The 17003-nt window shown below is 43.7% G+C and carries 9 protein-coding genes; all 9 read left to right on the top strand.

The window, feature by feature from the left end; translation table 11 throughout:
- The first annotated feature begins 58 nt into the window (after window positions 1-58).
- Window positions 59-1429, top strand: a complete 1371-nt coding sequence (gene rlmD, locus Q0I54_RS02255) for a 23S rRNA (uracil(1939)-C(5))-methyltransferase RlmD (protein ID WP_296116085.1) — start codon at window positions 59-61, stop codon at window positions 1427-1429.
- Window positions 1430-1505: 76 nt separating this feature from the next.
- Window positions 1506-1943, top strand: a complete 438-nt coding sequence (locus Q0I54_RS02250) for a DUF4869 domain-containing protein (RefSeq protein ID WP_296116083.1) — start codon at window positions 1506-1508, stop codon at window positions 1941-1943.
- A 15-nt stretch (window positions 1944-1958) separates the two neighbouring features.
- Window positions 1959-2939, top strand: coding sequence for a translation initiation factor 2 (locus tag Q0I54_RS02245; RefSeq protein WP_296116081.1), 981 nt, complete (start codon window positions 1959-1961; stop codon window positions 2937-2939).
- A 319-nt stretch (window positions 2940-3258) separates the two neighbouring features.
- A complete protein-coding gene (locus tag Q0I54_RS02240; protein ID WP_296116080.1) occupies window positions 3259-3867 on the top strand; it encodes an HD domain-containing protein in 609 nt (202 codons plus the stop codon).
- 2 nt (window positions 3868-3869) lie between these two features.
- Window positions 3870-5948 carry a molybdopterin-dependent oxidoreductase gene (locus Q0I54_RS02235; protein ID WP_296116079.1) on the top strand — a complete coding sequence of 693 codons (2079 nt, stop codon included), beginning with the start codon at window positions 3870-3872 and terminating at the stop codon, window positions 5946-5948.
- On the top strand, window positions 5945-6373 hold the full coding sequence (locus Q0I54_RS02230) for a 4Fe-4S dicluster domain-containing protein (protein WP_296116077.1): 429 nt from the start codon (window positions 5945-5947) through the stop codon (window positions 6371-6373). The genes Q0I54_RS02235 and Q0I54_RS02230 overlap by 4 nt, the downstream gene beginning before the upstream one ends.
- 589 nt (window positions 6374-6962) lie before the next feature.
- Complete coding sequence (locus Q0I54_RS02225) at window positions 6963-7805, top strand: hypothetical protein (RefSeq protein WP_296116076.1); 843 nt, start codon at window positions 6963-6965, stop codon at window positions 7803-7805.
- A gap of 142 nt (window positions 7806-7947) precedes the next feature.
- On the top strand, window positions 7948-12804 hold the full coding sequence (locus tag Q0I54_RS02220; RefSeq protein WP_296116074.1) for a hypothetical protein: 4857 nt from the start codon (window positions 7948-7950) through the stop codon (window positions 12802-12804).
- A gap of 297 nt (window positions 12805-13101) precedes the next feature.
- Window positions 13102-16992 (top strand): efflux RND transporter permease subunit, encoded by a 3891-nt coding sequence (locus Q0I54_RS02215; protein WP_296116072.1) that lies wholly within the window; start codon window positions 13102-13104, stop codon window positions 16990-16992.
- The last annotated feature ends 11 nt before the right edge of the window (window positions 16993-17003 follow it).

Here is a 17003-nt window from a genome sequence, read left to right as displayed (position 1 = left end):
CTGTTGTGTCCGGAGCACTTGACATCTGAAAATGACGTTACTTTTTGAAAGGATGAATATGCAGAAAAATGATGAATTAATTTTAAAAATAGAGGATATGGGCGTGGATGGAGCCGGTATTGGAAAAGCGGACGGTATGACTTTTTTTGTTAAAGATGCTGTCATCGGTGACGTGGTACGGGCAAAAATCATCAAATTAAAAAAGACCTACGGCTATGCCCGGCTCATGGAACTTCTGGAGGCATCTCCAGATCGTGTGGAACCGAGATGTCCGTATTACAGACAGTGCGGCGGCTGCCAGATTCAGGCATTATCCTACGAAAAACAGTTAGAGTTCAAAGAACGCAAGGTGCGCAATAACCTGGAGCGTATTGGTGGATTTACAGAAATTCCGATGGAGCCGATTGTCGGTATGGAAGAACCGTTCCATTACCGGAACAAGGCACAGTTCCCGGTTGGAACTGATAAAGATGGCCATATTGTGACCGGATTTTATGCAGGACGAACACACACGATTATCCCAAACCGCGACTGTGCGTTAGGACTTTCGGTAAATAAGGAAATTCTGGACATCGTCATTGCTTTTATGGAAAAATATCATATTACTGCATATGATGAGAAAAGCGGAAAAGGTCTGGTGCGTCATGTGCTGATCCGCTGCGGATTTTCCAGTCAGGAAAAGATGGTCTGTCTGATCATTAATGGAAAAAGTTTACCACATGCAGAAAAGCTGGTGGAAGAGCTGCGAAAAATTGAGGGTATGACAAGTATTTCCATCAACTGCAATACCGAGCGCACCAATGTCATTTTGGGGCGCAAGACGATCGTGCTCTGGGGACAGGAATATATTACAGATCAGATTGGAGATATTTCTTACGAAATTTCACCGGTTTCTTTTTACCAGGTAAATCCGGTACAGACAGAGAAGCTTTATAGTCTTGCATTAGAGTATGCAGATCTGCACGGCGAAGAGACGGTGTGGGATCTGTACTGCGGGATAGGAACGATTTCCCTGTTTCTGGCACAGAAAGCGAAACAGGTGTACGGCGTAGAAATCATTGGGCAGGCCATTGAAAATGCAAAACGAAATGCAGTGAAAAACGGTATCGAAAACGCAGAGTTTTTCGTTGGAAAATCAGAGGAAGTATTGCCGGAGTTTTATGAAAAAGAAGCAGCGGCAGGACGGAAAGCGCACGCGGACGTTATTGTGGTGGATCCGCCACGAAAAGGATGCGACGAAAAACTGTTGGAGACCATTGTAAAAATGGCACCGGACCGGGTGGTTTATGTTAGCTGCGATTCTGCAACGCTGGCAAGGGATCTGAAGATCTTGTGTGAGCAGGGGTATGAGTTAAAGCGAGTTCGTGCTGTGGATCAATTCTGCCACACAGTTCATACAGAGGCGGTTTGTCTTTTAACGAGAATATAAGAGAGTAGTATAAATTTGATACGGTATAAACGGAGAAAAATATTTTAAATGCGTTTATTTAGGAAACGGAGTAGATATGCTGAATATTATTTATGGTGATATGAAAGAGTCAGTTTATAATACGGCTTCTTACTTTAAATACGATTACGAAGATGAGTGGATTGTAGATCCGTTTGTAAAGGAAATGATTTTGGATGTTGACAAATCTGTGGTATTGGATAGTGGTGTGATCGACAGCCCAGTGTTAGGGAAAATTCCACCTGTTGGCTTGTCTGGCGGAGTGAAAACATTGATTCTTGTTAAATTTGAGAAAGATAAAATATTTAATGCATCAACTTGTGGAGATAATTGTGCAAAATGGTTATTGAAAATTGCTGAGTTGGAAGATCGCACAATTAATCTTTTACATTTGATGGATTTTGGAGAAGAACCTTTTGAAATCCATATTTTAAATACAGATCAAATTGTCCATTCTATGGAGGAACTGGTATCAATTGCCGGTGAATTTGTTTGATAGGGGAGCAGCACAATGAAGGGTAAACATAGAATTGTTGTTTCAACAAAGCGGTTAAAATACGATTTTGAACTTCGACGAAATCTGACGATTATCCGAGGTGACAGTGCAACCGGAAAAACGACGTTGGTTGACATGGTTCGGGATTATGTGAATAATCCATCAGGAACACCGGTAGAATTGTCTTGCAATAAGAAATGCTATGTGTTAGATGGAGCCTTGTGGAAAGAACAGCTATCAGCTATGACGGATAGTATTGTTTTTATTGATGAAGGAAATCTGTTTATAAAAACACTGGAATTTGCCCGAGAGATACAAAAGACCGATAATTATTATGTAATTGTTTCCAGAGAATCATTGCCTGCGTTACCATATAGTGTTGAAGAAATTTATGGAATTCGAACTTCTGGTAAATATGGAACTTTGAAACAATGCTATCATGAGTTTTACAGAATTTATGGTGATGAGGCATTGGTAAATGAGGTAAATCCTGAAGTTGTTATTACTGAGGATAGTAATTCCGGATATCAGTTTTTTGATTCTGTGTGCAGAGAAAATGAGTTGGTCTGTGAATCAATGAATGGAAAGTCAAACGTGTTTCATTATTTAAATATGCACAAAGATGATAAGACACTTGTTATTGCAGATGGTGCGGCGTTTGGCTCAGAAATTGATCGAGTCATGAGGTTGATTCGTGGAAGAAAAAATATAGCACTGTATTTACCGGAGTCTTTTGAATGGCTGGTATTGTCTACCGGAGTGGTAAAAAATGGTCAGATCAACCAGGTTTTGAGTAATCCGTCCAATTATATAAATAGTGAGGCATATTTTAGCTGGGAACAATTTTTTTCATCTCTGTTAATAGAAGAGACGAAAGGGACATATCTTGCATATGCGAAACGAAAATTAAATCCGGCATATTTGAATAGCGTTATGAAAGAGTCCATATTGAATACGATGGAAAAGATAGACTTGGGTTGGAAGATAAAGGATTAATGACGAAAAAATTAGAATGTATATATTTAGAGTTTTCTGAGTATGTACATTCTTTTTTACTTTAATCTGCATAGAATCAACTCCTTTCTTGCAGTTATATTATGGTCTGTATTTAACTATAATTCAAGGCAATGCTATTTTATACGAAATAATATGATTTTTGACCGGCATCTTTCACACAGAGGAGCATTCTTGGTCGTTAATATGGTAAATATCAAGAGGGTATGTGATAAGTGAAACCGTGAGTTGCAAATGGCACAATTTTATGATAAGACATAAAATGATATATAACCGATACTTACACATGGAGGAAAAACAAATGCAAACAATCACCCATCAGCAGGCTTTCGACCTGTTAAAAAAATACAACAAGGATTCTTTTCACATCCAGCATGCCCTTACTGTGGAAGCTGTAATGAAATGGTATGCTAATGAACTTGGCTATGGAGAAGACGCAGAGTACTGGGGCATTGTAGGACTTCTGCATGACATTGATTTTGAACTGTATCCGGCGGAACATTGCCTGAAAGCACCGGAATTATTACGTGATGCAGGCGTTGGAGAGGATGTTATTCATGCAGTATGTTCTCATGGTTATGGAATTACAGTGGAATGTGGAGCAACGATCGATGTAGAGCCAGAGCACGAAATGGAAAAAGTACTTTTTGCGGCAGATGAGCTTACCGGTCTGATCTGGGCGGCAGCATTGATGCGTCCATCCAAGAGCACAAAAGACATGGAGCTGAAATCTCTCAAGAAAAAGTACAAAGCAAAAGGCTTTGCAGTTGGATGTTCCAGAGAGGTAATCGCTCGTGGCGCGGAGCAGCTTGGATGGGAATTGGACAAACTGTTGGAAATGACACTCCATGCAATGGCAGGTTCGGAGGATGAGATTCGGGCTGAGATGACTGCGGAAGGTTTGGACTAAGTATGACGAAAAAAACTGAAATAAAAAAAGTCCGCTGCAACATCTGTTCCGCAGGATGTCCCATTGACGCCTACGTGCAGGATGGAAAATTAGTCTCCGTAGAAGGCAGCAGGGACTGGCCGGGACAGCAGGGCGGTTTGTGTTCCAAGGGAGCTGCATCCAGGCAGTATGTATACAATAAAGACCGGATTTTATATCCGATGAAGCGCGTGGGCGAAAGGGGCAGCGGCGAGTTTGAACGTATTTCCTGGGAGGAAGCGTATGCGATGATCGCAGACAATTTACTGCGCATCCGGGAAAAATATGGGGCGCAATCGACGGTATTTTATGCGGGATATCCGAAGTGGTACCGTCCGGCGTTGCTGCGTCTGGCAAATGCATATGGTTCTCCGAATTACTGTACGGAGTCCAGCACCTGTTTTCAGTCGGCTGCCATGGCCTGGCGGTCAATTTATGGAAATAATATCTGTTTTCCGGATATGATGCATGCAAAAACAGTTCTGATGTGGAGCAGTAATCTGTATTATTCCAATATTTCCATGGCACCGATGTATCAGTCTTTGAAAGCACGTGGGGTTAATATTATTTCCGTGGATCCGCGGGAGACGGTGACCAGTCAGGCGGCTGATCTGCACCTGAAACTGATTCCTGGTACGGACGGGGCGCTGGCATTGTCCATGGGGCAGGTCATTATAGAGGAAGACCTGTATGACCATGATTTTGTAGAAAAATATGTATATGGATTTGAGGAATATCGCGCGTATGTGCAGCAGTTTAAACCGGAAAAGGCGGCGGAGATTACGGGTGTGGATGCGGATCTGATTCGCCAGGCGGCACGAATTTACGCGAAAAACAGCCCTGCGGCGGTGATGTTTTCTGCTTCACCGGTGGTTCATCACATCAATGGCATGCAAAATTATCGTGCGGTAATGTGCCTGATCGCATTGACCGGAAATTATGATATTCCGGGTGGAAATCCATCCCGACCGGGACCGGCTTCTCCGTGTAATGAGTACATGGGAAATGTGAAACGGTTGAATGCGATAGAAGCAATTGGAGAAAAAGAGTTTCCGGCCTGGTTTGATCTGCCTTGCGAGGAAGCGCAGTGCAGCCGACTGGCGGATAACATTCTGGAAGCACAGCCGTATCCGATCAAAGCAGTGGTTGGTTTTGGATTAAACTGCCGGATGTGGCCGGAGCCGGAGCACCTGCAAAAAGCACTTGGAACGCTTGATTTTTATGTGAATACAGATCTGTTTTTGTCAGATTCCAGTAAGATGGCAGATCTGGTGCTGCCTGCGGCCTCCACCTTTGAGCGGGATGTGGTTGTAAATGGCCGTGGCGGTATGTTTTTCCTGTCGGAGCAGGCAATTCCGCCGCTTGGAGAAGCAAAAAATGATGTGGAGATCATGATTGGAATATTGAAAGCAATGCATCTGACGGATGAGGCACTTGGGCAGGGCTATGAGCACTATATGGATTATATTTTGCAACCATCCGGTTTGACGATTCAGGAACTGCGGGAGCATCCGGAAGGAGTAAAGGGAAAAGTGATGTTTCCACCGGAATTTAAAACTTATGAGAAAAATGGATTTGCCACTCCGTCCGGAAAAGTGGAGTTTGTATCGCAGGTGCTGGAACGTTATCGCGACAGTCATGGATACAGTGGTCTGCCGGAGTATCGGGATTATCGGGAGATGTCCGGTGTGGATCAGAAAGAATATCCATATATTTTAAATACAGGTTCGAGAAGACCACAGCTTTTCCATTCCAGAACGTATCGTATGCCGTGGCTGGCAAATCTGGAGCAGGCGCCGCTGGTGGAACTGCATCCGGAAGATGCTGCAGCATTAGGTGTTGAGGAAGGTGCGCAGGTGAAAGTGACTTCTCCAGCCGGAAGTATGTGTGGAACGGCGGTATTGTGCAGCAATGGCCGCCCGGGTGTGGTACATATTTATCATGGAAACTCAAAGGGTGAAGCAAATGATCTGATCTCAAAAGATTACCTGGATCCGATTTCCGGATTCCCGGGATACAAAAGCTATTTTTGCAAGGTAGAAAAGGTGGTGGCTGAGGCATGAGTATTAAGATAAAATTTAATGCGGAAAAGTGTGTGGGGTGTTATGCCTGCCATATAGCCTGTCTGGATGCACATCATGAGGTAGATGAGGCGGATGCGAAAAGCTTCCGTGCCATTCGAAAAGTTCAGAAAGGTGGATTCGAGAAAAATATCTGTCCGGGCTGTACCCATTGCGGAAAATGTATGGAAGTCTGTCCGGTACATGCCATTTACCGTGATGAAAAGACCGGACTGATTTTGACAGACAAAGAAATCTGCGTTGGCTGTCAGGCATGTGAAGAGGCCTGTCCGTTGCAGGTGATCCGGTTTGATGCACAGGGAAAAATGGAAAAGTGCGACGGCTGTATAGAACGTCTGCGGGAAGGCAGAGAACCAGCCTGTGTGCGGACCTGTTTTGCGGGAGCACTGACTCTCGAAAAATTATAGAAAAGTATCGTTTTTTTTGACTATAAATTCAAGTAGTGAAAAGGACTCTGCTATTTTGTCTCGTCCGCTAATAATCGATGGACAAAAAAATAGCCAGAGTCCTTTGTTCGACGGTACGAATGAATTTATAGAGAAATTGGTAGATTTGCCAATGCAATTAGTAGAAAACTGAGAAAATATTATTATAGTGTAAATAGCGGAAACGCAGCATCTTTCCTCGCTAAACGATTTAGCGAGCGACCGAGTTTTGCGAGTTTTGCGCGAGTGGGAAACGACCAGCTTTTATGAGAGTTGAGAACGAGCGCGATAAAACCGAAGCAAAACGAGGGAAGCGAACGACTAGTGTCCGGGGAAAGATGCTGCGTTTCCGTTTTAATAAAACTAAACTTTATTCCAAAGACCACATAAAACAGCACTTTTTTCTAAAAAAGTTGCCTTTAGCCAATGACGTGATTATGAGAAAATGACATCAGTAGAAGTGGATTTTGCGTATCCACAAGATGGTAGACATCGGGGAGAAAAAGGTTAAGGCATGAAGATGCTCCGGAGGTGAGGAACGTTCCGGAGGATAAAAAAGGAGGAATTTGACATGAGTAAATTAAAATACATGCTCAGTGCATTGGGATTAAGTATGGCGCTTCTGGTGGCTGGATGTGGAACTTCAGGGGGAAATGCAGGACAGACATCTGCCACAGAGGAATCTGCAGCAGCGGAGAGTGCAAAAACAGACAGTGTTGCATCGGATACGGATCAGGCAAATACAGATTCTGATCAGACTGACGCACAGGGAGACGATGAGAAAGAACCGTCTCATGATCTGACAGGTTCGGATGATCCTAATTATATCAAGGATGCTTCTTATGAAGTGCGTTCCACGGCAGAGAAAGGAAGTCTGGAAAAACCTTCCGGCCGTTATGAACTGAAAGATGCAGACGGCGTGTTCTATTATTTTGATGGAGAGAGTACCTGCTATTATGTGCAGAAAGGTACCTACTCTTTTTCACATGATGCAAGTACAGATGGTACAGACAAAGATATGATCTCCATGCAGTTTGATGCCCAGGAGACTCCGACAAACTATATCATTGATCAGGAAGATGGGGAACTGTATATCCGCACAACGTATTCCGGTGCGGAGGCAGAGACGCAAGTAGCAATGAAATCCATCAGTGGTACAGATGGTATTGCGGATATGGAGAATTTTGAGGGAATTTATACCGCATACGGAATGGACAATTACCGTTATGAATTCCATGCGGATGGAACCTTCTATCTGGTATTGGATGAAGCGTATACACTGGGAGATGACAACACCGTTACGTTATCTGCATTTGATAAAGAATTTACTTATACCTACGCAGAAAATGATGGCAATCTGGAATTGTCCGGTGATGGAACTGTGATTGCATCATTAATCCCGAATGAATTATAAGCAGATTGTTAATAAAATGTGACAATTTTGTGAAAAATCACAAAAAACAGCACTTTTATCAAAAAAAGTGTCATTGTTTAAACGTTCTATAACAGGTATCATATACCTACCTGATAAAATATCATAATTGGAGGAGGACATTATGAAAAGTAAAAGTATGAAACAGTTCATGCGTAAAGCTGTATCCGCAGTCAGCGCAGTAGCAATGGCAATCATGCTTGCTGCTCCGGCAGTTTCCACACAGGCTTTTGCAGAAGATGCTCAGGCAAAAAATACTGTAAAAGCAATTGAGAACGGAAAAATCACAACTTACGATGGACAGACAACAGCATACGGAAGCAACATTACATTTACATCTGTAGCAGCAGATGGAAGTGCAAAAGAACTTTCACTTGCAGACGCTCAGGCAGCTGTAAAAGCAGGGGACACATCCATTAAAATGTACACAGTATCTCATAAAGAAGGCTACGGTTCTTCCTGGAGTAAGAGCTATACTTACACAGATTACCGTACCGGTGTTCAGATTGGTGCAGATGCTGACAAAGCAGCAATCGGTACAGAGGGTGTTGGCGGTACTCTTACAACAGACGATGCAACAAAGACAACTACTTTAGATCAGTTCAATCTTCTTTCTACATCCAAGAACTTTAACCCGATCGTTGTAAACAAAGCAAATGCAGTGATCAACAATCCGGTGATCGTTGCTGGTAACAAAGATGGTAAGAACAACTCCAATGGTAAAGAAGATGTCAATGATTTTGTTGGTTATGGTACAGCAGTAACGATTTATGGTGATTCTATCCAGTCCGGCGGCGGCACAGATGCTGATGGTATGATGGGTGGAACAACCAATACAAATGCTACTTATAAAACAACACTGAACCTGAATAAAGGTGGTTCAATCACAACTTATGGTGTGGCAAGACCAGCCGTAGAAGTAGATAACGGTGGTGACGTTGTCATCAAAGGTGATGGAGATACCTCAACTACAGAGCTCGCAACATATGGTGGAACTCTTTATGATGGATTCAAAAATACAGCAGATACTACAAAAATGGTATCTCCGCCATGGGTACTTGGTGTCGTAGGAAATGCCCGTACAACCAATATGCTTGGTAAAGGATCCACAATGGTAGTTCAGGATGCGGATGTGTATGCAGAAGGCTGGGGAGCACTGTCTACAGATGCAGGAAGCAATCCATACCTGTATACGATCAACAGTACTGTCAACATGAAAAAAGGCGGCAGTGGATATGGTACATACGCGATCGGTAATGCGCAGGAGTACTTCCTTGGTTCCGTATTTAATGTGCCGACTTACCTGACAATTGCAGCAAACGGTGACAACAACAATGTTACCTTAGGTGCTACAACTGCAGGTAAGGCAATCAGCATTGACAAAGCAGTATGGAATAACAATGAGATGTCCATCAAAGAAGGCTATGATTCTGTAGTTGCATCCAAGACAGCTCAGACAGTTGTAAATTCTGAGAACTTTGGTATGGACATCTGGGGACAGGCTACTGTTAATGTAAATGATGCTACAGAGTTCCATACAAAATCAGCAGCATTCCTCGTAAAGAGTGCAAGCGCTACTGTAAATATCGGTAAAGATGCAACTGTTGATGCAGCAACTGATGTAAACGCAGAAGCTGAGAAGAAAATCAACAATACAAAGAATGGTGTTGTATTCCAGATCATCGACAATGAGGATTCAGCAGCAAAAGGAATCTCCTTCCCGGAAGGATATTCAGGTCCTGTATTCAGTGATGCTGAGTATTCTGAGTCCGAAGGCTGGTTAGAGGCATCTGCTTCTTCTGACAGCGGACAGCAGCCGGGCGGAGCACCAGGCGGCGCACCGGATGGAGCAGCAGGTGGAGACCAGGGTGGAGCACCAGGCGGCGCACCGGGTGGAGCAGCAGGTGGAGACCAGGGTGGAGCACCAGGCGGCGCACCGGGTGGAGCAGCTCAGAAGACAGCTTCCACATTAAATGTTGCAAACCAGTTAGAAGGTAATATTTACAACGGATCCGGTTACTACGGAGATGGTCAGGAACTGACCGTAAATATCAAAGCAGGTGGTTCCGTAACAGGTTCTATCAGTGCTACAACCATCAAACATACAACAGATGGTGGAAAGACACAGAATACATCCATCAAAGAAGCTAATTACAATCAGATCGGTCATGTAATGAATACACCTTCTTACAACGGATCTAACGATGTAGTTGTAAATGTAGAAAAAGGTGCTGTATGGACCGCTGATGGAACATCTATCATCACAAAACTTACAATTGCTGAAGGTGGAGATGTTGCATACGGTGAAGCAAAAGATTCCACTGGCCGTGTAATTACACTGGAATCAGGCAAAACATACGAGAACGTAACAGTTATCGGAACAGCAAGTGCAATTGAGAACGGCGCAGAAGTTACATCTATCAGTGGCAGCGATATCGTTGAAACAGCAGATGCAAAAGCTCCATATGCAAGCTACATGACATTTATCACAACAGATAAAGATGGCGCTACAGAGCTTTCACTTGCAGATGCAAAAGCAGCAATTAAAGCCGGCAAGACAGTAAATGTTTATACCGTATCACACAAAGATGGTTATGGTTCTGTATGGAACAGCAATTATACATACACAGATTACCGTACAGGTGTACAGATCGGTGCAGAGTCTGAACTGGCAGTAGGTGCAGCAAACCTTGGCGCAAAACTGACAGGCAACACATTATCAGACCTCGTTCTGACATCTACATCCAAGAACTTCAACCCGGTAGTTGTAAACAAATCCAATGCTACACTGGACAACCCGGTGATTGTTGCTGGTAATGCAGATGGAAAAGACAATTCTAATGGTAGTGCAGATGTTAACGATTTCGTCGGCTATGGTACAGCTGTAACTGTTTACGGTGACACTATCACAACAAACGGAAGCGCAGACGCTGACGGACAGATGGGTGGAACAACTCAGACAAATGCAACTTACAAGACAACCATCGACCTTTCCAAAGGTGGTTCTATCGCAACTTATGGTGTTGCTAAACCGGCCGTAGAAGTAGATAACGGTGGTGACGTATACATCAAAGGTGACAGAGATGACAGCACAACAGAACTTGCTGCAAACGGCGGTACACTCTACGATGGATTCTTAAATACAGCGGATACTGTTAAGATGGTATCTCCGCCATGGGTACTTGGTGTTGTAGGAAATGCTCGTACAACCAATATGCTTGGTAAAGGTTCCTCTATGGTAATTCAGGATGCAAATGTATACGCAGACAGCTGGGGCGCACTTTCTACAGATTCCGGAAGCAACCCGAACCTGTACGCAATCAACACAACGGTTGATATGAAGAAGGGTGGCAGCGGCTACGGTACATACGCAATCGGTAACGCTCAGGAGTACTTCCTTGGATCTACTTTCAATGTACCTACTTACCTGACAATCGCAGCGAACGGTGATAACAACAACATCACAATGGCAGCTACAAAGAAAGGTGAGACAATTTCTACAAACAAAGCTGTATGGTACAACAATGAAATGACTGAAGTAAAAGGTTATAACAAAGTTACACCATATGAGACCAGAGAGACAGAGATCAACTCCGAGAACTTCGGTGTAGATATCTGGGGTCAGGCTACTGTAAATGTAGAAGATGCTACAACAATGAACACAAAATCTGCTGCATTCCTGATTAAGAGTGCAGATTCCACAGTAAACCTTGGCAAAGATGTTACTGTAAAAGCAGCAACAGATGCAAACGCAAAAGCTGAGAACGAACTGAACGGAACAGAGAATGGTGTTGTTTACCAGATTATTGATAATGAAGATGCAGCAGCAAAAGGAATCTCCTTCCCGGCTGGTTATGCAGGACCTGTATTCAGCGATGCTGAGTATAGCGAGGCAGAAGGATGGATGTCCGAAGCAAATACATCTGAAAGAACAAATACTTCCGTATTGAACATTGAAGATAAAGATCTGGAAGGAAATATCTACAATGGATCCGGTTACTACGGAGCAGCAAACAAACTGACAGTTAACATCAAAGACGGTGCTTCTGTCAAAGGTGCGATCAGCTCTACAACCATCAAACATACAACCGATGGTGGAAAGACACAGAATACATCTATCAAAGAAGCTGATTACAACCAGATCGGTCATGTAATGAACACACCGTACTACAATGGTGGAAACGATGTTATCGTAAACGTTGACGGTACATGGGTTGCTGATGGTACATCTATCATCACAAAACTGACAATCGCTGACGGCGCAACTGTTGAGTATGGTTCCGCAAAAGATGCTGATGGCAATGCGATCAAACTGGAAGCTGGCAAGACATACGAGAACGTAACAGTATCTGATCAGAAAGATGAGACACCTGCAATCGCAGACGGACTTGCAAACCAGAAAGCAGCTGATGGAAACTGGTATTACTACAAAGATGGCAAGATTGCTACAGATGTAACTACAGTAGCTAAGAACGTTAACGGCTGGTGGTATGTAAAGAACGGTAAAGTAGACTTCTCAGCAAACACAGTAGCTAAGAATGCGAATGGCTGGTGGATCATCCGCGGCGGTAAAGTTGATTTCTCAGCAAATACAGTAGCTAAGAATGAGAACGGCTGGTGGAAGATCACAAACGGTAAAGTAGACTTTGGCTACACCGGAATCGCTAAAAACGAGAACGGCTGGTGGAGAATCGTAAACGGCAAAGTTGATTTCAACTGCAACAGCGTTGAGAAAAACGAGAACGGCTGGTGGTATCTCCGCGGTGGAAAAGTAGACTTCAGCTACACTGGAGTTGCTAAGAACGCAAACGGCTGGTGGAGAATCGAGAACGGTAAAGTTAACTTCAACTTTAACGGACTTGCGAAAAACGAGAACGGCTGGTGGTACCTCAAAGGTGGTAAAGTTGACTTCTCTTACAACGGAAAAGCAAAACGCAACGGTGTAACATACAAGATTGTCAACGGTAAGGTAGTTTTCTAAGTAAATTATCAAATGCTTTACCCCATAGATAATGAATAAAATTGCCCGGTTATCGGAAACGGTAGCCGGGTGATTTTTTGTGTTTTGATAGGAAATTACGATGAATTTCCTATCAAACAAAAGCAAGCATCCGGGAACAAGTGTAAAAAAAATATAAACTTCCACAAATTGGTTGAGCTGAAAATGAGTTTAAGGTAAAATACTTCGATAGTATGGGAAAAATCTGCATTTGACAGGAATGGCAGATTGCTGAGAGATAAGTTTAAATAATTTATAGTAGTAGAAAGAAGGAAAGAAATGTCAAAATTTAGCGTTAAGAAACCCTATACCGTATTTGTGGCAGTGGTGATCTGTATGATCCTTGGTGTGGTAAGTTTTACCAGAATGTCCACGGATCTGTTACCGGAGTTTTCATTGCCCTACGTTGTGGTTGTGACGACTTATCCGGGGGCTTCGCCGGACAAAATCGAGAGTACGGTGACGGAACCGTTGGAATCCGGACTTGGAACGGTTAATGGAGTAGAAAATGTTACAAGTACGTCCAATGAGAATTATTGTACGGTTATGCTGGAATTTGCAGAGGATACAAACATGGACAGCGCCATGGTAAAACTGTCCAATGCTCTGGATCTGATCACGTTGCCGGATGGTGCCGGAAAACCGATGATCATGGAAATGTCCATGGATATGCTTCCGGTTATTTATGCCAGTGTGGATTATGATGGAAAAGATATCTATGAACTCAGTGATTTTGTGGAAAACACCGTTGTTCCAACTATGGAGCGCCAGAACGGAGTAGCGAGTGTAAATACAACCGGAGCCATTGAAAAAACGGTGGAAGTTCGTTTGAACCAGGAAAAAATCGATGCGCTGAATGATAAACTGGCTGCTTATGTGGACGATCAGCTTGCAGATGCAAAGTCTCAGATTGACGATGCAAAAAGCCAGATGAACAGTGCGAAAGCACAGCTGGAGAATTCCAAAAAGACACTGGAAGACAAGCAGAATTCTACATCCAGTGAATTGGCGCAGAGCAGCAAGGCAGTGGATGCGGCAGTAGCGACACAGTCTGCATACAATGCGCAGCTTGCAGGTCTGCAGGCTTCCAAAATGGCCCTGGAGACGGAGAAAAAAGCATATAATGATGCCGGAATTGAGGCGCAGTATCAGCAGGTAAATGAAAGTTTTGCTTCCATGCAGAAAATGGCGGCAGGTTATGGCATGGATGCCTCTGCTTATCCGGTGGATATTTCCGATGCACTGAAAAATCCGGAGAAATTAGAAGCATTAACTGCTTTTATGAAACAAATCGGTCAGTCAGATGCAGCGGCATCACTGACAGCAGATAATCTGAAACAGATGGATCAGATCGTAAATACCCGTCTGCCGCAGATTGACACAGAATTAGCAAATTTAGAAGTTGAGATACAGGCAGCACAGGCAATCGTGGATCAGGTCAACGAGCAGGTGAAGGCTGCGACGGATAATTACGAAGCACTGGAATCCGGTAAAATTTCCGCTGCAGTTGGTTTCAGCACCGGTGCAGCTCAGATCGCAGACGGAGAAGCAGCATTGGAATCTAATCAGGAAAAATTAGATGATGCACAGACTTCTTATGAACAGGGCAGAGACACTGCGTTGAAAAATGCAAACCTGGATTCCTTATTAAGTCTGGATACTTTATCACAATTACTGTCTGCACAGAATTTTGCAATGCCTGCGGGATATATTTATCAGGGAGAGGATCAGTATCTGCTGAAAGTCGGTGACGAATATGCTTCTGATGGAGAACTGGAATCTTCCGTACTTTGCAATATTGACGGACTGGGAGATGTGCATGTATCTGACGTGGCAGATGTCACATGGATCGACAATTCCAAAGATGCCTATGCAAAAGTAAACGGACATGACGGAATCGTCCTGTCTATTTCAAAATCAAGTACAGCTGGAACCGCAGATGTGTCCGATACCTGTGGTGCAGCGATCAGTCAGTTAGAGAAAGATTATGACGGACTTCATATTACAAGTCTGATGGATCAGGGGGATTACATAGATCTGATCGTGCAGAATGTATTATCAAACCTGATCGTGGGCGCAATTCTTGCAATCATCGTGCTTGCAATTTTCCTGCGTTCCATCAAACCGACCATCGTAGTAGCATTCAGCATTCCGCTGAGTGTACTGGTGGCAATCGTGCTGATGTATTTCAGCGGCGTAACGTTAAATCTGATATCACTGTCGGGACTGGCGTTGGGAATTGGTATGCTGGTGGATAACTCCATCGTTGTAATCGAAAATATTTACCGTCTGCGTGGACTTGGTGTGCCGTCGGCCCGGGCAGCGGTTATGGGAGCAAAGCAGGTGGCAGGTGCCATTGCATCGTCCACATTGACAACAATCTGTGTATTCGTGCCAATCATTTTTGTCAACGGTCTTGTGCGTGAACTGTTCGTGGATCTGGCATTAACCATTGCATACAGCCTGGTTGCGAGTCTGCTGATCGCACTGACCGTTGTTCCGGCGATGAGCTCCACCATGTTGCGGAATACAGAACCAAAACCGCAGAAACTGTTAAATAAAGTGCTGAATATTTATGAAAAAGCACTGCGTTTTTGCCTGCGCAGAAAATTTGTACCGTTAATTATCGCGATTGGACTTCTGGCAGGCTGTGCATACAAGGCAGTAAATACCGGTATGATTCTGTTCCCGGCCATGGGCGGTGATCAGATGTCCGTAACTATGGAGGCGGACGAAAATCTGACAGATGAAGAAACTTTTGCGCTGGCAGACCAGGCAATGGAAAAAATGACTGCTATTGACGGAGTTACTTACGTTGGTATGATCTCTGGTTCTTCCAGCGCTTCTCAGAGTGCATCTTCCATGATGACAGGCAGCGGCGGTACACATAACCTGAATGTATTTGTATTATTGGATGAGGAAACCGCAAAGGACAACAGTCCGGTGGCAAAACAGTTGGAAAAAATCTGCAAAGATCTGAAATTTAAAGATTACAGCGTATCTACTTCGAATATGGATATGTCCTCCTATATGGCAAGCGGATTGACCGTAAATATTTACGGAAGTGATACAGACAAGTTGCTGGAGATCAGCAATGACGTGATGGACATTGTGTCTGATGTAAAAGGCTTTACAAAAGTGACCAATGGGCAGGAGAGCGGCGATAAGACCATTCAGATCACCATTGATAAAGACAAAGCTATGGCTCAGGGCCTGACGGTGGCACAGATTTATCAGGAACTTGCCGGGAATCTGACCACGGAAAAATCAGCAACCACGCTGACTATGGACGGCAAACAGTACGATGTAGAAATCGTCAATGAAAATGATGCTGTAGATGTGGATTCTCTGATGGACTATGAATTTTCTGTAGACAAACAGAAATCCGACGGAACCACAGAGACCGAAACACACAAACTTAGTGAGTTTGCAACTATGAGCGAAGGCGTGAGCCTTGCTTCTATTCAAAGAGATAATCAGAAAACATACATCAGCGTGACTGCGGAGACAGAAGATGGTTATAATACCACATTATTGTCACGTACTCTGCAGGAAAAACTGGATAAGTATGAGCTGCCAGATGGCTACAGCCTTGAAATTGCGGGTGAAAGTACCGAAGTTAAGAATGCCATGAACGATATTTTCCTGATGATCGGTCTGGCGATTGCCTTTATTTATCTGATCATGGTGGCACAGTTTCAGAGTTTATTATCTCCGTTTATTGTCATTTTTACGATTCCACTGGCCTTTACCGGTGGTCTGCTGGGACTCTTTATCGGAAGACAGGAAATCTCACTGACAGCCATGATGGGATTTTTGATGCTGGCAGGTGTCGTTGTAAATAACGGTATCGTGTTTGTGGACTATGCGAACCAGCTGCGAATGGAAGGCATGGAAAAACGGGAGGCACTGGTGGAGACCGGAAGAACCCGTATGCGTCCGATTTTGATGACCATGTTGACAACGGTACTGGCAATGTGTACGATGGTATTTAGTACCGATGCGGCAGCAGAAATGAGCCGCGGTATGGCGATCGTCGTAATCGGCGGACTGCTGTATGCAACGTTGATGACACTGTTTGTAGTTCCGGTACTGTATGATATCTTATTCCGCAGAGAAATGAAAAAAGTAGATATCGGTGACGAAGAATTGTTGGACGAAAAATTATAAATCGGATTTGA

The sequence above is a fragment of the uncultured Eubacterium sp. genome (assembly GCF_934295145.1).
GTDB lineage: Bacteria > Bacillota > Clostridia > Lachnospirales > Lachnospiraceae > Eubacterium_I.
This window is presented reverse-complemented; position numbering and strand designations above follow the sequence as displayed.